20 protein-coding genes and 1 pseudogene are annotated in these 17,637 nt (G+C 63.6%); 14 read left to right on the forward strand and 7 right to left on the reverse strand.

Features of this window, described 5'->3' with window-relative positions:
• Window positions 1-28 precede the first annotated feature (28 nt).
• Window positions 29-949 (forward strand): glutaminase B, encoded by a 921-nt coding sequence (glsB, locus tag CHB99_RS27320; protein WP_042129681.1) that lies wholly within the window; start codon window positions 29-31, stop codon window positions 947-949.
• Window positions 950-972: 23 nt separating this feature from the next.
• Here the strand turns inward: glsB and leuE are convergent, their stop codons facing one another.
• Window positions 973-1,590, reverse strand: a complete 618-nt coding sequence (gene leuE / locus CHB99_RS27325) for a leucine efflux protein LeuE (protein WP_042129683.1) — start codon at window positions 1,588-1,590, stop codon at window positions 973-975.
• Between the two features lie 180 nt (window positions 1,591-1,770).
• Here leuE and CHB99_RS27330 point away from each other — a divergent pair, with 180 nt between their 5' ends.
• Genes CHB99_RS27330 through CHB99_RS27355 form a run of 6 tightly spaced genes read left to right on the forward strand, consistent with a single transcriptional unit; the run spans window position 1,771 to window position 6,714 of the window.
• Complete coding sequence (locus tag CHB99_RS27330; RefSeq protein WP_042129684.1) at window positions 1,771-2,193, forward strand: nuclear transport factor 2 family protein; 423 nt, start codon at window positions 1,771-1,773, stop codon at window positions 2,191-2,193.
• Window positions 2,190-2,942, forward strand: coding sequence for an SDR family NAD(P)-dependent oxidoreductase (locus CHB99_RS27335; protein ID WP_042129686.1), 753 nt, complete (start codon window positions 2,190-2,192; stop codon window positions 2,940-2,942). The genes CHB99_RS27330 and CHB99_RS27335 overlap by 4 nt, the downstream gene beginning before the upstream one ends.
• A gap of 5 nt (window positions 2,943-2,947) precedes the next feature.
• Complete coding sequence (locus CHB99_RS27340) at window positions 2,948-4,195, forward strand: NAD(P)/FAD-dependent oxidoreductase (protein ID WP_042129688.1); 1,248 nt, start codon at window positions 2,948-2,950, stop codon at window positions 4,193-4,195.
• Window positions 4,192-4,998 (forward strand): DUF1365 domain-containing protein, encoded by an 807-nt coding sequence (locus tag CHB99_RS27345; RefSeq protein WP_042129690.1) that lies wholly within the window; start codon window positions 4,192-4,194, stop codon window positions 4,996-4,998. Before CHB99_RS27340 ends, CHB99_RS27345 begins: the two co-directional genes overlap by 4 nt.
• A complete protein-coding gene (locus CHB99_RS27350) occupies window positions 4,973-6,226 on the forward strand; it encodes an SAM-dependent methyltransferase (RefSeq protein WP_042129692.1) in 1,254 nt (417 codons plus the stop codon). The genes CHB99_RS27345 and CHB99_RS27350 overlap by 26 nt, the downstream gene beginning before the upstream one ends.
• Window positions 6,223-6,714, forward strand: a complete 492-nt coding sequence (locus CHB99_RS27355) for a DUF2878 domain-containing protein (RefSeq protein WP_042129706.1) — start codon at window positions 6,223-6,225, stop codon at window positions 6,712-6,714. The genes CHB99_RS27350 and CHB99_RS27355 overlap by 4 nt, the downstream gene beginning before the upstream one ends.
• A gap of 32 nt (window positions 6,715-6,746) precedes the next feature.
• Here CHB99_RS27355 and CHB99_RS27360 read toward each other — a convergent pair whose 3' ends face one another.
• From CHB99_RS27360 to CHB99_RS27370, 3 genes are read right to left on the reverse strand one after another with little or no spacing between them, the layout of a single operon-like run.
• Window positions 6,747-8,291: a cryptochrome/photolyase family protein gene (locus CHB99_RS27360; RefSeq protein WP_042129694.1), complete on the reverse strand. Its 1,545-nt coding sequence runs from the start codon at window positions 8,289-8,291 to the stop codon at window positions 6,747-6,749.
• Entirely contained in the window at window positions 8,288-8,824 is a 537-nt protein-coding gene (locus tag CHB99_RS27365; protein WP_042129696.1) for a DUF3833 domain-containing protein, read from the reverse strand. Before CHB99_RS27365 ends, CHB99_RS27360 begins: the two co-directional genes overlap by 4 nt.
• Window positions 8,825-8,826: 2 nt before the next feature.
• Entirely contained in the window at window positions 8,827-9,375 is a 549-nt protein-coding gene (locus tag CHB99_RS27370; RefSeq protein ID WP_042129698.1) for a chalcone isomerase family protein, read from the reverse strand.
• A 142-nt stretch (window positions 9,376-9,517) separates the two neighbouring features.
• Between CHB99_RS27370 and CHB99_RS27375 the strand changes: the two genes are divergently transcribed.
• The 4 genes from CHB99_RS27375 to CHB99_RS27390 all read left to right on the forward strand — a co-directional run bounded on the left by CHB99_RS27375 (window position 9,518) and on the right by CHB99_RS27390 (window position 12,825).
• Complete coding sequence (locus CHB99_RS27375) at window positions 9,518-10,078, forward strand: lipocalin family protein (protein WP_042129700.1); 561 nt, start codon at window positions 9,518-9,520, stop codon at window positions 10,076-10,078.
• A 63-nt stretch (window positions 10,079-10,141) separates the two neighbouring features.
• On the forward strand, window positions 10,142-10,516 hold the full coding sequence (locus CHB99_RS27380; RefSeq protein ID WP_042129702.1) for a GFA family protein: 375 nt from the start codon (window positions 10,142-10,144) through the stop codon (window positions 10,514-10,516).
• Window positions 10,517-10,583: 67 nt separating this feature from the next.
• Complete coding sequence (locus CHB99_RS27385) at window positions 10,584-11,279, forward strand: tRNA (adenine(22)-N(1))-methyltransferase (protein ID WP_042129704.1); 696 nt, start codon at window positions 10,584-10,586, stop codon at window positions 11,277-11,279.
• A gap of 682 nt (window positions 11,280-11,961) precedes the next feature.
• On the forward strand, window positions 11,962-12,825 hold the full coding sequence (locus CHB99_RS27390) for a sensor domain-containing diguanylate cyclase (protein ID WP_042130689.1): 864 nt from the start codon (window positions 11,962-11,964) through the stop codon (window positions 12,823-12,825).
• A gap of 42 nt (window positions 12,826-12,867) precedes the next feature.
• Here the strand turns inward: CHB99_RS27390 and CHB99_RS27395 are convergent, their stop codons facing one another.
• Both CHB99_RS27395 and CHB99_RS27400 read right to left on the reverse strand, forming a co-directional pair.
• Window positions 12,868-13,755, reverse strand: coding sequence for a hypothetical protein (locus CHB99_RS27395; RefSeq protein WP_052419579.1), 888 nt, complete (start codon window positions 13,753-13,755; stop codon window positions 12,868-12,870).
• A complete protein-coding gene (locus CHB99_RS27400) occupies window positions 13,752-15,029 on the reverse strand; it encodes an AAA family ATPase (protein WP_042130691.1) in 1,278 nt (425 codons plus the stop codon). Before CHB99_RS27400 ends, CHB99_RS27395 begins: the two co-directional genes overlap by 4 nt.
• A 238-nt stretch (window positions 15,030-15,267) precedes the next feature.
• On the opposite strand from CHB99_RS27400, the gene CHB99_RS29695 reads away from it, so the two are divergent.
• The 3 genes from CHB99_RS29695 to CHB99_RS27410 all read left to right on the forward strand — a co-directional run bounded on the left by CHB99_RS29695 (window position 15,268) and on the right by CHB99_RS27410 (window position 17,317).
• Window positions 15,268-15,657 carry a hypothetical protein gene (locus CHB99_RS29695; protein WP_141137351.1) on the forward strand — a complete coding sequence of 130 codons (390 nt, stop codon included), beginning with the start codon at window positions 15,268-15,270 and terminating at the stop codon, window positions 15,655-15,657.
• Window positions 15,658-15,927: 270 nt separating this feature from the next.
• Window positions 15,928-16,689 carry a hypothetical protein gene (locus tag CHB99_RS27405; protein ID WP_042130693.1) on the forward strand — a complete coding sequence of 254 codons (762 nt, stop codon included), beginning with the start codon at window positions 15,928-15,930 and terminating at the stop codon, window positions 16,687-16,689.
• Complete coding sequence (locus CHB99_RS27410; RefSeq protein ID WP_042130695.1) at window positions 16,682-17,317, forward strand: hypothetical protein; 636 nt, start codon at window positions 16,682-16,684, stop codon at window positions 17,315-17,317. The genes CHB99_RS27405 and CHB99_RS27410 overlap by 8 nt, the downstream gene beginning before the upstream one ends.
• 218 nt (window positions 17,318-17,535) lie before the next feature.
• Here the strand turns inward: CHB99_RS27410 and CHB99_RS29700 are convergent.
• A pseudogene (locus CHB99_RS29700) lies at window positions 17,536-17,637 on the reverse strand (IS5/IS1182 family transposase); the annotation flags it as partial.

A 17,637-nucleotide genomic window follows, 5' to 3' on the forward strand; every position in this document is an offset into this window, starting at 1 on the left:
CCCGCCCACGCATCCCAGGCAGTCGCCCATGCAAGACATGCTGCAAGCCATCCTCGACCAGGTCCGTCCCCTGCTCTCCCAGGGCCAGGTCGCCCAGTACATCCCCGCCCTGGCCGAGGTCGATCCGCACCAGCTGGGCATCGCCATCTGCAGCCTCGACGGCCAGTTGCACTGCGCGGGCGATGCCCGGACGCCGTTCTCGATCCAGAGCATTTCCAAGGTCTTCAGCCTGGTCCAGGCCATCAGCCACAGCGGCGAGGAAATCTGGACGCGCCTGGGCTACGAGCCGTCCGGCCAGGCCTTCAACTCGCTGGTGCAGCTTGAGGTGGAAAAGGGCCGCCCGCGCAACCCGTTCATCAACGCCGGCGCCCTGGTGATCTGCGATATCAACCAGTCGCGCTACGCCACGCCGGCCCTGTCGATGCGCGACTTCGTCCGCCATCTGTGCGGCAACCCGCGCATCGTCAGCGACGCCGTGGTCGCCGAGTCGGAATACCAGCACCGCGCGCGCAACGCGGCCATGGCCTACCTGATGCAGGCCTTCGGCAATTTCCATAACGAGGTCGACGCGGTGCTGCGCAGCTATTTCCATCACTGCGCGCTGTCGATGAGTTGCGTCGATGTCGCCCGCGGTTTCGCCTTTCTCGCCAACAGCGGCTACTGCCCGCACAGCGGCGCGCAGATCCTCAGCCCGCGCCAGGCGCAGCAGGTCAACGCGATCATGGCCACCAGCGGTTTGTACGACGAAGCCGGCAACTTCGCCTACCGCGTCGGCCTGCCGGGCAAGAGCGGCGTGGGCGGCGGGATCGTCGCGGTGGTGCCAGGGCGCTACAGCATCTGCGTGTGGTCGCCGGCGCTGAATGCCTCGGGCAACTCACTGGCGGGGATGCGCGTGCTGGAACTGCTCAGCGAACGCATCACCGGCTCGGTGTTCTCGGCCGTTCCGTAGGTACGTGGTAACGCACGCAATGCTCAGCGCATCGCCGCCAGCTTGATACCGAACCCCACCAGACAAGCCCCCGCCATCCGCTCGAACAGGTTGGAAAGGCGCGGATTGGCACGCATGCGCTCGGCCAGTCGCTGGGTCACGACCACCGCGATCAGGCCATAGAGGAAGGTCACCACCGCCACCGTGGCGGCGAGGAAGCCGAAGGTGATCAGGCCCTGATGCTGCTGCGGGTCGACGAACAGCGGGAAGAAGGCCATGTAGAACATGATCGCCTTGGGGTTGAGCAAGGTGATCATCATGGTCTGGCGCAGGTAGTGACCATTGTCCATGCGGCTCTTGCGCGGCGCGCCGCCAGGCTTGCTCAGGAGCATGCGCAGACCCAGCCAGGCCAGGTACGCGGCGCCCGCCCACTGCACCACATGGAACGCCGCCGGGTACGCCGCGAGCAGCGTGGCCACGCCGGCCACCGCCAGCCACAGCAGCACCTGGTCACCGAGAATCACCCCGCAGGTCGCCGCCAGCCCGGCCTTGATCCCGCCCTTGCCGGTGGCGGTGATCAGGGCGAAGTTGCCAGGGCCGGGAATGGCCAGGACGATGATGAAGGCGATGACGAAAGCGCCATAGTCGGTCACGCCAAGCATTGGGGATCTCCTGAAGTGTGTGGGAATTTTCCTATAAGCGCCTAGCCTACCCGCTGTGTCAGCGTCTGAATATGCCGAGAATATCGATACAGGAAGATTTGACTTGTACAACTTTCCGCCTAGCCTTGGGTAATACCTGTACAGAAAAACCATTCTGTACAAGATTGCCCGGAGCCGCGGATGTCCCTTTACCTGGAACGCTTTGTCGAGCGCTTTTCCCTGTTGAATGCGGGGAACCTCGAACCACTGGAAAAGTTGTACAGCGCGGACATCGTCTTTCGCGATCCGCTGCACCAGATCCACGGCCTGCCCGCTCTGCGGGACTATTTCGCCCAGCTGTACGCCAATGTCCGCGAGCTGCGCTACGACATTCACGACAGCAGCGAAATCCGCCCCGGCGAGGGCTACCTGCGCTGGACCCTGCACTTTCGCCATCCGCGCCTGGACGGCGGGCGCCTGATCAGCCTCGACGGTTGCAGCCATCTGCAGTGGGACGAGCGCGTGCATCGGCATCAGGACTTCTTCGATGCCGGCGCCCTGCTCTATGAACACGTACCGGTCCTGGGCAGTGTGATCGCCTGGCTCAAGGGCCGTCTGGCATGAGCCGCTGCTGGCTGACCGGGGCCAGCAGCGGCCTCGGTACCGCCCTGGCGCTGCAGTTGCTGGAACAGGGTCATCGGGTGGCGCTGGGCGGGCGCCAGCTCGGGCCGTTGCGCCAACTGGCTACCGAGTATCCGCAGCAGGTGCTGCTGACCCCGGGCGATATCGCCCAACCCGATGAAGTCCGCGCCATGGTCGAGACGATCGAACAGGCCTGGGGCGCGCTCGACCTGGCGATCCTCAATGCCGGAACCTGCGAATACCTGGAGCCAGGCCATTTCGATACGGCCCTGGTCGAGCGGGTGATGCGCACCAACCTGCTGGGCCTGAGCCAGTGCCTGGAAGCGGTGCTGCCCTTGCTGCAACGCGGCCAGCGCCCGCACCTGGTGGTGACCGGCAGTTCGGTGGACTGGCTGGCCCTGCCCCGGGCCGCCGCCTATGGCGCGTCGAAGGCCGCCGTGCGCTACCTGGTGGAGTCGCTGCGCATCGACCTGATCCGCGCCGGTATCGATGTCACCCTGGTCAGCCCCGGTTTCGTCGACACCCCGCTGACCCGGCGCAACGACTTCCCCATGCCGCAACGCTGGAGCGCCGAACGCGCCGCGGAACATATCGTCGGGCGCCTGCAGCGACGGCCGCTGGAGATCGCCTTTCCGTTCCCGTTCATCACCATCCTGCGCCTGCTCGGCGCCCTGCCCGGGCGCTGGCGCCTGAAACTCGGCCAGCACCTGGCCCGCGATCAAAAGGACTGAGCGCCATGCGTATCGCCATCATCGGCAGCGGTATCGCCGGCCTGACCTGCGCCCGGCTGCTCAGTCGCCGCCATGAAATCAGCGTGTTCGAAGCCAGCGCCTGGATCGGCGGCCACACCCACACCGTCGACGTGCACTGCCAAGGCCGGGACTATGCGCTGGACACCGGTTTCATCGTGTTCAACGACTGGACCTACCCGAACTTCATCCGCCTGCTCGACCAGCTCGGCGTCGCCTCGCAGCCCACCGAAATGAGCTTTTCCGTGCACGATCCGGCCAGCGGCCTGGAGTACAACGGGCACACCCTCGACACCCTCTTCGCGCAACGGCGCAACCTGCTGTCGCCGGGCTTCTGGGGCATGCTGCGGGATATCCTGCGCTTCAACCGCCAGGCCCTCGCCGACCTCGACGGCGGGCGCCTGCAGGCAACCACCAGCCTCGGCGACTACCTGCGCCAGCACGGCTACGGCCAGCGCTTCATCGAGCACTACGTGCTGCCCATGGGCTCGGCGATCTGGTCGATGTCGCGGGCCGACATGCTCGCCTTCCCCCTGCAGTTCTTCGTGCGCTTCTGCCGCAACCATGGCCTGCTCTCGGTCAACCGGCGTCCGCAGTGGCGAGTGATCGAGGGCGGCTCGCGCAGTTATGTGGAGCCGCTGTGCCGCACGTTCATCGGCCGCATCCGCCTGAACTGCGCGGTTTCGCGGGTGCTGCGCGATGACGCCGGGGTCTGCGTGATCAGTGCCGATGGCGCGGAGCGCTTCGACAAGGTGGTCCTGGCCTGTCACAGCGACCAGGCCCTGGCCCTGCTCGACACCCCCAGCGAGCACGAACGGGACATCCTCGGCGCCATCCGCTACGCCGACAACGACGTGGTCCTGCACACCGACACCCGCCTGCTGCCACGCCGGCGCAAGGCCTGGGCCAGCTGGAACTGTCGCCTGGGCAACGGCGCGCACTCGCCCGCCGCGCTGACCTACGCGATGAACATCCTGCAGCGCCTCGACGCGCCCGAGACCTTCTGCGTCAGCCTCAACCAGACCGCGCTCATCGACCCGGCGCGGATCCTCGCCCGCTTCACCTACGCCCACCCGCAATACAGCCTCGCCGCCGTGGCCGCCCAGGCGCGCCAGGCCGAACTGCAAGGCCAGCGCCACAGCTACTTCTGCGGCGCCTACTGGGCCAACGGTTTCCACGAGGATGGCGTGGTCAGTGCGCTGCGCGTGGCCGAACACTTTGGAGAGCAGTTGTGAACAGTTGCCTGTGCCATGGCTGGGTCAGCCACCGGCGCCTGGGGCCGCGCGCCCATGGCTTTCGCTACCGGATCGGCATGTTCCTCGTCGACCTGGATGAGCAACCGCGCCTGCTCGGTCTGTCGCCCTGGCTCGGCGCTTCGCGGCTTTCGCCCCTGAGCTGGCGCGAAAGCGACTACCTGCCGGCGCTGACCCGGCACGGCATGCCCCTGGCCGAGGCGGTCCGGCAACGGGTGGCGCAGGCCTGCGGCCAGGCCCCGACAGGCCGTGTGCAACTGCTGACCCAGCCACGCTGCTGGGGCCTGTCGTTCAACCCGGTGAGCTTCTATTTCTGCCATGACCAGGACGAGCGCCTGGCGGCGATCCTGCTCGAAGTGCGCAACACGCCCTGGCGCGAACGCTTTCACTACGTGCTGCCGGTACAACCGGAGCGGCCCCATGACTTCGCCGTGGCCAAAGCCTTTCATGTCTCGCCGTTCCTGCCGCTGGACATGGACTATCGCCTGCGCTTTCGCCTCGATGGCCCGCGCATCCGCATCCATATGGAGAACTGGCGCCAGGGTGCCAGGGTCTTCGAGGCCGATCTGCTCCTGCAGCGCCAGACGCTGGACCGCGCTGCCCTGCACCGGCACATCCTGAGTTTCCCCTGGATGAGCCTGCGCACCGTCGCGGCGATCTACTGGCAGGCCCTGCGCCTGCTGCTCAAGCGCACCCCCATTCACGACCACCGCCCCAGCCACGGCGACCTGCGCCTTGGCCAACCCGAGGAGCCCGAGCATGTCCAATCCCACGCTGAGCGTTAGCAAATCGACGCTGCTGGCGCCCGTGCTCGGCGGCCTGGCCCGCGGTGCCGTGACCGCGCAACTGCGCCGCCTGCGCCACGGCCATCTGCGCCTGGTCGGCGCGGATCGCCAGTGGAGTTTCGGCGACCCCGCCAGCCCCCTGCAGGCCGAGGTGGAAATCCTCGACGACGAGGCCTGGAGCCTGGTCGCCGGAAACGGCTCCATCGGTGCCGGCGAGGCCTATATCCACGGCTACTGGCGCAGCCCCGACGTGGCCGCGGTCACCCGCCTGTTCGTTGCCAACCTCGATGTACTGGACGCCCTCGAAGGCGGCCTGGCGCGCTTCGGCCGCCCTGCCCTGCGCCTGCTGCACCGGCTCAACCGCAATGACCGGCACGGCTCGCGGCGCAATATCCTCGCCCACTACGACCTCGGCAATGCCCTGTTCGAACGCCTGCTCGATCCCACCATGATGTACTCGGCGGCACGCTTCAGCAGCGCCGGGCAGAGCCTGGAACACGCGCAGTTGCACAAGCTCGACGAGATCTGCCGCAAGCTCGAACTGCGCCCCGACGAACACCTGCTGGAAATCGGCACGGGCTGGGGCAGCCTGGCGATCCACGCGGCGACCCGCTGCGGTTGCCGGGTGACCACCACCACCCTGTCCGAGGCGCAGTACGCCCACACCCTGCAGCGGGTGCGGGCGCTGGGCCTGGAGCAGCGCATCCGCGTGCTGCGCGAGGACTATCGCGACCTGCGCGGGCGCTTCGACAAGCTGGTGTCGATCGAGATGATCGAAGCGGTCGGTCATCGCTACCTGCCCACCTACTTCCGCCAGTGCGCCGGCTTGCTGAAGGACGATGGCCTGATGCTGCTGCAGGCCATCACCATCCGCGACCAGCGCTACGCCCAGGCGCGGCGTTCGGTGGACTTCATCCAGCGCTACATCTTCCCCGGCGGCGCCCTGCCCTCGCTGAGCGTGCTGCTCGCCACCGCCAGCCAGCAGACCGCGCTGAACCTGGTGCATATGGAGGACTTCGGCCAGGACTACGCGCGCACCCTGCGCCACTGGCGCGACAACCTGCGCCAGTCGCGGACGGCGTTGAGCGAGCTGGGCTATGACGACAGCTTCCAGCGCTTGTGGGAGTTCTACCTGTGTTACTGCCAGGGCGGCTTCGAAGAGCGGGCGATCGGCGTGGCGCAATTGCTGTGGGCCGGACCGCGGGCGCGACGGGCGGCGCTGGAGTGACACGCACCTGGCTGCTCGGCAATGCCCTGTGGTTGCAGGCGGGCTGGTGGGGGTGCGTGCTTGGGGCGCGGTATCCGGGGTTATTGCTGGCGGTGCTGGCGGGGTTGCTGGTGCATTTGTGGCTGTGTCGCCAAAGGATCGCTGAGTTGCGCGTGCTGCTGATCATCGGCCTGGCGGGCTGCGCGCTCGATACGGTGCTGGGGGCTGCCGGCGTCTTCGATTTCGCCCAGCGTCCGCTGCCACTGTGGCTGGCGCTGCTGTGGCTGGTGCTGGCCAGCGGGATGCGCCACAGCCTGGCGGGGCTGGCTCGACCGGTGTGGCTCGCGGTGCTCTGCGGGTTGCTTGGCGGGCCCTTGGCTTATCTGGCCGGCGCACGGCTGACGGGGGTCGGTTTGCCTTTGGGGATGATGGCGACGACGCTGGTGCTGGCGCCGGTCTGGGCGGTCTGGTTTCCGCTATCGCTGCGTCTGGCAGCCCGAAAGCAGTAGCAGCAGGCACTGCGATCGCGGTGCAACAACGTCTACAACGCCTCCCCCGCATCCAGCCGTGCCAGCAGCGCCTCGCCCCGCTGCCACAGCGCTTCCCGCCGCGCCGGCTGCATCCTGTCAAGATTGCCGTAGAGCAAGGCCATGCGCTGATTGCCGGCGAAGGTTCGCCGGTGGCGCATCAGAAAATGCCAGTACAAGGCATTGAACGGACAGGCATCCTCCTCCACCGCACGCTCCACCCGATATGCGCAGTTCGCACAGTGATCGGACATGCGCTGGATGTACTTGCCGCTGGCGCAATACGGTTTGGAACCGAGGAACCCGCCATCGGCATGCATCACCATGCCCAGGGTATTGGGCAGTTCCACCCAGTCGTAGGCATCCATGTACACCGCCAGGTACCACTCGCAGATCTGCGCCGGCGCGATGCCGGCCAGCAGGGCGAAGTTGCCGGTGACCATCAGCCGCTGGATATGGTGCGCATAGCCCAGTTCCAGGGTCTGCCCGATCACCTGGGCCATGCAGCGCATCTGCGTCTGGCCATCCCAGTAGAACCCGGGCAACGGCCGGCGATTGCCCAGCGCATTCAACTGCGCGTACTCGGGCATGCGCAGCCAGTAGATGCCGCGCACATACTCGCGCCAGCCAATCAACTGGCGGATGAAACCCTCCGCCGCATTCAGCGGCACCTCGTTGCGCCGCCAGGCCCGCTCGACGTCCTCACACAGCCGCCGCACGTCCAGCAGGCCGATATTCAGCGCCGCGCTGATCCGCGCATGGAACAGATATGGCTCGCCCTCGGCCATGGCGTCCTGGTAGTCGCCGAACGCCGTCAGGCCATGTTCGAGAAAGTGCCGCCACAGCGCCTCGGCCTCGACATGGGTCACCGGGTAGTCGAAGCCCTCGGCATTGCCGTAGTGATCCTTGAAGCGCCGGCGTACCAGATCGATGACCTCGGTAGTGATCGCATCCGCCTTGAAGCTCGCGGTAAACGGCCCACGCACCTTGCGCGGCAGCGGCTTGCGGTTGTCCTTGTCGTAATTCCAGGCACCACCCGCTGGCCCGCCGTCCGGCTCCAGCAACAGCTGACTGCGCTTGCGCATGCCGTGGTAGAAATTTTCCATGCGCAGTTGCGTGCGCCCGTTCGCCCAGCGCGCGAAGGCCTCGCGGGAACAGAGAAAACGCCGGTCGCGGTGCCAGACCATGGGCAGGTCGCACGCGCGCATGCTCTGCTCCAGACGCCACTCGCCGCACTCGGTGACGTGTACTTCCTCAGCCTTGAGCTTCCCGTGCCAGCGCTTGAGTTCGCCAACGATGCTGCCGCTGTTGCCGCGCGCGTCCAGGGTCACGTACTCCACCCGCCAGCCACGCGCACGCAAGGCTTCGGCAAAATGGCGCATGGCGCTGAGGACCAGGATGATCTTGCGCGGATGGTGCGGCACATAGCGGGTTTCGTCCTCGACCTCGGCCATCAGCAGTACGTCGCGGGCCGGGTCGAGGGCACGCAGCAGATCGAGGTCGAAGGACAGCTGGTCGCCCAGCACCAGACCCAGGCGCGGCGCCTGGCGCCGGGTCACCGGGCGCCCTCCGGCAGGCGACGGAAGAACAGGGTGATCTGCCCGACCTCGACCCCGAGCTTGCTCATGCGGGTGCGGTTGATCAGGGTGTCCTCGTCCATCAGGTACATCCAGTCGTCCATGTCCATCACCCAGTTGCGCCCATCCACTGGCAGGTCCAGGCGATAGCGCCAGTGCAGGGCATTGCCGGACACCTGGCCCTGGGCATCGCCGACCACGTCGCCAGCCCGCCCGATCCAGCGGCCATCGCCTTGCGGGGTCAGGGTCCAGGTGCGGCGCTGGGTGGTGCCATCGCTGTAGACGAAATGCTCGTCGAGAATCAGCCGCTCGCCGTCGCGGCGGCTGTCGATGCTTACGTGGAAGCGCTTGACCACTTCCCCCGAACGCTTCTGGAACATGCCCCAGGCCTGCACCGGGCGCGAGAAATAGGCGGCGAGGTCGAGGCGCGGTTGCTGGTCGGCATAGCGGTCGACCTCGACGTTGCCGCAGCTGCCGAGCAACAGGCAGGCGAACAGGATCAGCAAGACGCGCATGGTCATTCTCCTCGGTCGGTGCCGGCGCGCCCGAGCAAGGCCTGGCGCAGTTGTGGCTCGCGGGCCCGCGGGTCGAGCCAGATGGCGAAGAACGCTCGGGCGAAGGCCGCCTCGTTGATCTGGCGACGCAACTGACCGTCGACGTAGAAACGACAGCCCTGCCCGGGCAGGTACACCCCGGTAATGCGCATCCCCGGGCGCACATCGACGAAGGCCTGACGCATCAGGCCGGCCCAGCGGTCGAGGGTCGCCTCGCTCAGGCTGTCGCCGCCGAGCCGGCGCATCTCGTCGAGACTGGCCTCGACCAGGGTTTCCCGCGACAGCGTGCGATGGTAGGTCAGTTCCAGGGCGAAGGGGGATGCCCAATCCAGCGGCGCCACGGCACTCCAGGTGCGCGCGCTGTACAGGCGCAGGCCGAACCAGCTGAACTCGCCAGCGCCGACCGCTCGCGCGCCTGGCACCCCGGGGCGCCAGTCGGCCGTGGCCGATTGCGCCGTCGCCAGCAGCAGACAGAAGCACAGGCGGCCAAGCCAGTGTCTTTCGCCAACCATGAGCCTCGGCCCTCATGTTTTACAGTTGTTGTACAAGTATATTTATTTGTACAACAAAGCCTGGAAAAAGTTTGCACAACTTTCCCGACGGTCCCGCCTCAAAGACCAGGAGAGCGGTGCATTCATTCCTCCGGAGGTCGTCATGTCGATACGCGCGCCCCTGCTGCTGTCCTGCCTGATGCTGGCCCTGGCCGGCTGCTCCAGTCCCGAGCGTTCGGGGTCACCGCCCGAGACCCAGCAGGTCGACCTCGAGCGTTACCAGGGCACCTGGTACGAACAGGCCCGCCTGCCGATGTTCTTCCAGCGCAACTGCGTGCAGTCGGAGGCGCACTACCGCCTGCGCGACGACGGTCGCGTCGAGGTGAACAATCGCTGCAAGGAACACGACGGCCAATGGAACGAGGCCCACGGCATCGCCGAGGCGCAGGTGCCGGGGCGTACCGACAAGCTGTGGGTGCGCTTCGACAACTGGTTCAGCCGCCTCGCCCCGGGGCTGACCAAGGGCGAGTATTGGGTGCTGTACCACGATGCGCAGTACCGGGTGGCCCTGGTCGGGCACCCGGACCGCGAGTACCTGTGGCTGTTGTCGCGGGAAAAGGAAATCGGCGCGGCGCAGCGCGAGGAACTGCTGCGCATCGCCCGTGAGCGCGGCTATGACACCCATGGGCTGATCTGGCGCCAGAGCGCCGTCCCGGAACAATAGCGGCGCTCGACGGCCCGGCACGCGCTGGTTACCCTTGCGCCCTTTCGACAGGACCGACAAGCCATGACGATCTACCAGGGAAGCTGCCTGTGCGCGGCGGTGCGCTACGAACTGCTGGGTGAGCCGAAAGCGGTCAGTCACTGCCATTGCGGACAGTGCCGCAAAGGCCACGGCGCCGCGTTCGCCAGCTACGGCAGCGTGCCCCGCGGCGAATTGCGGATTGTCGCAGGCGCCGAGCAGCTCAAGGCATTCGCCTCCTCGCCCACGGTGCTGCGCGAGTTCTGCGGGTGCTGCGGGTCGAGCCTGTTCTGGTCGCGCGCCAGCGGCGAGCATGCCGACTGGGTGTCGGTGGCGTTGGCAACGCTGGACACCCCGTTCGTGCCGCGCAAGGAAAAGCACATCCATATCGAATCCCGCCTGCCCTGGCCGGGGATTTGAAATCCGCGCGAATGCCCGCCAGAATCGCCGCCCGATTGGCCTGCTGCCGTCCTTGCGAGGTATCCCGTTGAATCCCCAGACCCTGTCCCGCCGCCTGGAGCGCGTCGCGGCCCATGTCCCGGCCGGCGCGCGACTGGCCGATATCGGCTCGGACCACGCCTACCTGCCCGTGGCGCTGATGCACCGTGGGCTGATCGTCGCGGCGGTGGCCGGCGAGGTGGCGTCGACCCCGTACAACGCGGCACTGCGCAGCGTGCGCGAGAACGGGCTGGAGCAGGCGATCGTGGTGCGCCATGCCAGTGGCTTGCGGGCGATCGAGGTGGCGGACGGGATTACCGCGATCACCCTGTGCGGCATGGGCGGCGAGACCATCCGCGACATTCTCCAGGCCGACCGCGAACGCCTTGGCGGTCATGAGCGCCTGGTGCTGCAGCCCAATGGTGGCGGGCAGCCGTTGCGCCGCTGGTTGATGGACAACGGCTATCGGATCGTGGCGGAAGAGGTGTTGCGGGAGAACCGCTTCGACTACGAGATCGTCGTCGCCGAGCGCAGCGGGCCGGTGGTGTACAGCGAACAGGAGCTGTACTTCGGGCCGTTGCTGCTGCGCGAGCGCGGTGCGGCGTTCATCGCCAAATGGCAGCGGTTGTTGCGGTTGAAGCGCAAGACGCTGGAGGGGTTGTCGCGGGCGAGGCAGGCGGTGGCGGAGGAGAGGCTGCGGGAACTGGGCCAGCAGATTCGCTGGATCAGTGAGCTGTTGGGGTGACATGTGGTGGCTTGCCAGGGGAACCGCATCAAGGCCGCCAGGTGCCTGTCTTGAGTCTTGTAGCGCTCTCAAGATCGAGCGCCGCCCGCGCGGCGCATCGCGAGCGCGCTCGCTCCTACATTTTTTGCAACGTGCCTATGTCTGTCAGGCCATGGTTGACCGCCTTGTGTGTACGACGCGGTATCGCGTCGACCCCAACAGCTTCCCCGCGATAAATCGCCAAGCGCCAAAGACTGGCAACGCCGCTCTCACAGGCCATGGCACGTTGCAAAAAATGTAGGAGCGAGCGCGCTCGCGATGCGCCGCGCGGGCGGCGCTCGATCTCATAGGCGCTACAAGACTCAAGACAGGCACCCAGCTAGACAACACTTCCCTGAGAGCATATTCACCAAACCGTCACGATTGGCCCTCGCAACGACCATAAAACCTGCCGCCCCAATCGATTTACTGAACGACAACCCGCGAAACAGACAACCAGCCATCAATCTGCCAGCTATATTTCCCAGAACTCCATAACCTCTTTTTTTGTCCCCTTTTTCTATCCCTGTTTTTCTGCTTATGTACGCTCTTTTGCCGCAGTGCCCCGAGCGCTGCCAAGCCGACAGGAAGTCTGCCCGATGGCTCGCCGCCGCCTTTTGCGTCGCGGCCATGTTCAAGCGTTACCAACCGGACTACCTGACTTATGCCCGTTGACCTGCAAGCGCTCTACCCCAAGCTGATCCACTTGATGCTGGATACGGTGTTCGTCGTCGACCGGGACGACCAGATCGTCTTCGTCAGCGATGCCTGCCAGGCCTTGCTCGGTTACCGCTCCGACGAGTTGGTCGGCACCTCCATCACCCACTACATGCACCCGGAAGACCTGGCCGCCACCCGGGCGTCGATTGTTCGCGTGATGAACGGGCAGCCGCATTTCGACTTCCGCAATCGCTATATCCGCAAGGATGGCGGTGTCGTCTACATCCTCTGGGCGGCGTTCTGGTCGGATGAGGTGGGCGCGCGGATCGGCGTCGCGCGCAACATCACCGCACTGGCCAAGGCCGAGGAAGAGCTGCGTTTCCTCGCTCATCACGACCCGCTGACCAAACTGACCAATCGTTCGCTGTTCACTGATCGGCTGCATACCGCCCTGCTCTCCGCGCATCGGCACAACAGCCAGTTCGCCTTGCTGTTTCTCGATATCAACGACTTCAAGGGCATCAACGATGAATATGGACACAGGATGGGTGACCGCATCCTGTGCGTGATTGCCCGGCGCCTGGAAGAATGCGTTCGCGAAACCGATACGGTGGCGAGGATGGGCGGCGATGAGTTCATTGTGCTGCTGACCGAGATTCATTCGGAGAACGCGGTATCGGAAAAGGTCGCGCAGATTCTTGCGGTGATGGCCGAGCCGCTGGAGGAGGATTTTGACGGGTTGGCGATGCCGTCCTGCAGTATCGGGGTGGCGTGCTATCCGGGGGATGGGGAGGATGCGGACACCCTGCTCAGTCATGCGGATGGGGACATGTACCAGATCAAGCGGCGGCGGTCGGAGGTGGGATAAGTCCCCCGGCTGATCATTGCCGGACAGTGGCTCCCGGACGACTCAGACGCCCGGAGGTGGCGTCCCGGCTTCGCTCAGCATATAGAGCCGGCACTGCTCGAAGATCCGCTTCGCCAGCTCCGCATCCTCTGCCCACAGACGTTTGTAGGCCCGCAGGCAACCCGAGTGAGGCAGGTTCGGCTGGGTCATCCGCGCGATCAATGCCAGGTCGGACTCGCTGGCCGTCCCCTGCGCCTGCGCAAGCAAGGCCGGGCCGAACAGGGCAAGCATGCGCGCGCGGTCGCGGTGCAACTGCTCGCGGTCGTTGAGCCCGAAGAAATCAATGATGATCTGGCCACGCAAGCGTCGTGGTCCGTCGGCCTGGGTGGGGACAGCCACCGTCGCCACGAAGGTGATCAGTTCCTCGGGATCCTCCGCCTGCGCACCAATCGGATAGCAGAGAAACGCTTGCTCGCTGCCAAGGTTGGCGATGGGCGCCAGGAGAGCGCCGCGAGCCGCGCCTATCGGGAAGTAGTTGAGCTTGAACGTGGTGTTGCACACCTTGCACGACGCCGCGTAGTTCAGCGGGTCATAGGCCAGCCAGTAGTAGCCTTTCTCGCTGGCGTCACCGGTTGCCACCGGATAGTGCAGCCGCGGGTGACGCTGTGGATCCGGCCAGCTGAGCACCGCGGATTTTGGCCGGAAATGTTCGAGGTCGAACTCGATCGTGCCGTACTGCGGGCTTTCGAACTGGCGCTCACAGAACACGCACTTGTTCAGTTGCACCTTCATGAAGACCGGCTTGACCGTGCTCCAGATCGAAGTCTTTTCCTTGAACTGCTGCGCGTCGACCAGCTTCTGCGTGCGCTTGCCGGCGTTGCTGGTCCAGCGCGGGTCGGCCGCGTCGATTTCCTGGGCCAGCGCCTCGGGCTCGATCGGGTACTTGATCATTCCTTGCGTTTCCCGCCCTGGCCGGAGGCGCTGTCATCGGCCAACGGCGCGGCCTGGGTCAGGCGCTCGAGAAAATCCAGGGCCGCCACGGCATCGCCCTCGGCCGCCTTGCGAAACAGCGTCTCGCCTTCGCTCTGGAAGGATTCCGGCCGGGTCGTCTGCATACCGAAGTAGGAGGACAGCAGCAACTGCTCCATGCTTCGGCCGTAGACGCTCTCCTGCAGTTGCGCCACGGTCGCCGTGCCATCGGCGGCCGTATCGGTGATGAACACGTTCTCGCGCTTGACCGTGCTGGCTACCAGCGGGCTGTGGGAGGTGAACACGAACTGCAGTTTCGGGAAAGCGCTGGCCAGCGAGGGGACGACACTGCGTTGCCACTCCGGATGCAGGTGCAGATCGATTTCGTCGACCAGCACCATGCCCGGAATATCGTCGATACGCTTGTGCTGCGGGGCGACATCGCACAGATGTCCGAGCAGATCGCCAACCCAGCCGACGAAGGCCTTGTAGCCGTCGGACAACGAACTGAAGGGTGTGGTGATACCGTCGAAGAGAAACTGGTACTGATCGTCTTCTTCATCGAGCTCACCCTCGAAGACGACATTGGCCGGCAGCACCCTGTTGAGCAACCCGACGACCTCCTGGAAGCGCTGCTCGTCGCGCGATTTCAGGCGTGGCAACCACATCTGCAGAGGTCGCAAGGCGACCTGGTCCTCGAACAGCCCCGCGATGCGCTGGTAGCGCAGGCCCCGTGAGCGGCGTGCACTGCCGGGCGAAAAATCGCCCGTTTCCACCCGACGGGTAGCGCCGTAGCCGACGACGAAGAACGCCGGAGAATAGTCGTCGCCGAGCAGCGTGGAAATCGGCGAATCGGGCGTGCTGTCCAGGTGCAGACGGTCCTGGCTGCTGCGCGGGCCGCGGGGTTCCAGGCGGGCGAGCAGTTCCAGCTTCTTTCTTGCGGACGCGGGAAAGTGCTCGTCGTCGGTGATGACCGCCTCGATCTTGAGCAGGCTCTCCTTGATTGCCTCCTCGTCAGCCCTGGCCCGCCGCACCAGGCGGTACGGGACAAAGCCGGACTCGAGAAGCGCGGGAGCGAGAGCGGCAATCGCCAGTGCGCGCAGGATGGAGGACTTTCCTCCGCCATTGTCGCCGAGCACCAGATTGACGTTCTTCAAGCTCGACACACCCTTGCCCGTACGCCCCGGATACTGCAGGCGAAGGACAGCCTTGCCATAGCATTTGAAGTCGTAGATATGCAGGGATCTGGCGTACAAGGGCGAACCTCTTGGGCATCGGTGGGGTGCGGTTGCGCAGCCATTCTGCTGGGGATGGTGGCCAGGTGCAAGTTGGTGGGGGGGGGGGTGGGTTGGGACTTCCTTTGCTGGTTTGGATTTAGGGGCGGGCCTTTTGACCAGCTCAATCGCTGCCTGAGTGACGTTTAGCTTTCCGTAGAAACTGTAGGAATTTTCCTCGTTTTTGATAGGCTTTTGCCATCAGTCGAGAGAAAATGAAATGCCCGTCGTCATCGTGGAAAACGACACATCGCAGTGGGAAGACAAAACTGAGGTGGTTTATCAAGACGGCGGTTCAACTTCCACCGGCCCACCAAATGATCAAAAAAAGACGTCCACGGACGTCTTTTTTGTGCCTGCAACCCAGAAAATACACGGCCTCCAGCGCTTTTGCGGTCTTTTGAGAGTTTTTGAGTTCCAGCCGTTCGGGTATTCCAGACGGTATTCCAGCTCACCCGGTACCAATCTTTGGAATACCGAATCAGTGCCTGAGGAGAATCTCATGCCTGCTCAAAACCTCCGCCTCTCCGATCGACAACTCAAGGGAGTCAAACCCGCATCCAAGGAGACTGTTGGTTTCCGGTCACGGTCAACTACCTCCGCCCCATAGGTGCCAGTTCTTCAGTGGAACGCGGGGCGTAATTTTTTGTGGGCAGTGGCGAGAATTTGGTCGTACATCAACGGACTTCAAAGAAGTCAGGGCGCGATTTACGCGTCGTTCATGGGGAAAATGCATAAAGTAACTTGACGCCAGACTAAATGGTTGCACTATGTCCCGCGCGCTATCTTCGTCTCCCAAGCGCGACAGAGTGCGCAAGGTAAAGGCTGACTTCTGCTTGGCGGTTGCGCCCGAGTGAAGTTTGAACTCAAGGAGTAACGTGTGCTGCACGCCATAACGCACAATAAGTCTCGTGTATATCAGCGCTACCTGGGGCATCGAGAGCCCGGCGAAAAGAGAGCCTCGGAGGAAGATGAGATCACCGCCTTAGTCATGGGGCCGTTAGCCTTCCTGCCTGCCAGCGCGATCGGAGCATTCTGGATGGCGCTCACGAAACAGGGAAGACCAGAAGCGTTCCCTGAGGGGCCGGTGTCACATGCAGAAATGAGATTTTGGCCCAGAAAAAATCGAACCGAACCGGATATGTTGGTCGAGCTGTGGTGGGGTGCGGAGAAGTGGTCGCTACTGATCGAGTTCAAGTGGAGGGCTCCCTTGAGTGGTGACGACCAGCTCCATAAGCAATGGAAGAATTTTCTGTCGCAGGATGAGCAGAAACAAGCATTGCACATTTTCATTGCCCCTGAGGTCAGTGCGGGTATCGAAGCAAAAGACCGAGACGACATATGGAAAGACCACCTTCTACTTCGATCTTGGTACGATATATTGAATACTTTGCATGGGTTGAAGAACTCAGAGTTACTTCTGCATCGTTGGTCTGAACAGGTGATTTGTTTCCTCGAAAAGCTGGGAGTTCGCCCTTTTTGTGGTTTCAAGAAACTTGGCGCGCTGGAGTTAGCACCGCAGAGAACCGAAATTTTCTGGAAGGGCTTCGATGGTTTTGTTGACCTGAAAGTACCTGAAGCACCCTCAGTGAACGCCGTGCAACAAATATTTTTTCATGCAGCAGGAGGCCGTCATGGCTGATATCGGAAAGTCTATTTCGGAGTGTATATCCTTCATTTCCAAAGTCGGCGCAGAGTGTGAGGTTCTCGCTTTGTTGTTGAAACAGGAACTGAATAGCCTGCTGAGCAACGGATCGGTCAGAAAATACGTTGTAGCAGGACCATGGGAAGAAGCGTCTTTGACGGACAGCAATCAATGGGTATACACCGACATTGCTTACTCTCTGCCCGTAATCATAAAGCCCAAACGAAAGATTGGCGCGCACCTGAGTTTTCAGATCAGTTTCGTGGGGACTGGCATTGCGGCATTAGATAACAATCAACCACTAATGCACATAGGCTTTTGGTCTAAGGCCGTAGATTTTGACGAGTGTTGGATGGGGTTCCCTCTGGATGATTCATCGCGAACCCTCGAACACGGTCAGTTGTTCAGGTGGACAACGTCCGGTGAAAATTTGAGCGAGTGGGTCTATAGCCTCCGTCTTGCTGAGATTAATACGATGCAAGATATCCAAGAGAAGATCGTGGCCCCGGTAATGGCGCTTCTATTGGGTGAATGCGCCGTGGATGCCTTCGCTGGCACTGCCAAAAGTGTTGTACGCTACTGCGAAGTCGAAGGCTCACCAGGACAATATCGAGTGGTGCAGTGAGTAGTTTTCTTTGGGGAAAACTACGATTTGCTTGGCGTGTGCTAAATTACCAAAACCGAGGTTCGTGGCCTGTCCCTGACGAGTCAAAAGGTATAATCGCTTCTGGCCAAAAGCAGTCAGTCGCGACAGGTTGGAGAGCCGATATTATGATCTGCTTCTAGCGTGCCATATAATTCATCCAAGCCAAAGTAATTTTGCAGCGCGGCTTAAATCAGATATTAGGCTCTGTACGAAATGAGGTGTCGTAAACACCGCCGCCAGCAGGCCAATGTGACCATGGCCGCATAACTTGTTGCGAGCTTGCAGTAGCGGGTCGCGAG

Source organism: Pseudomonas japonica (assembly GCF_900188455.1).
In the GTDB taxonomy this organism is placed as follows: Bacteria; Pseudomonadota; Gammaproteobacteria; order Pseudomonadales; family Pseudomonadaceae; genus Aquipseudomonas; species Aquipseudomonas japonica.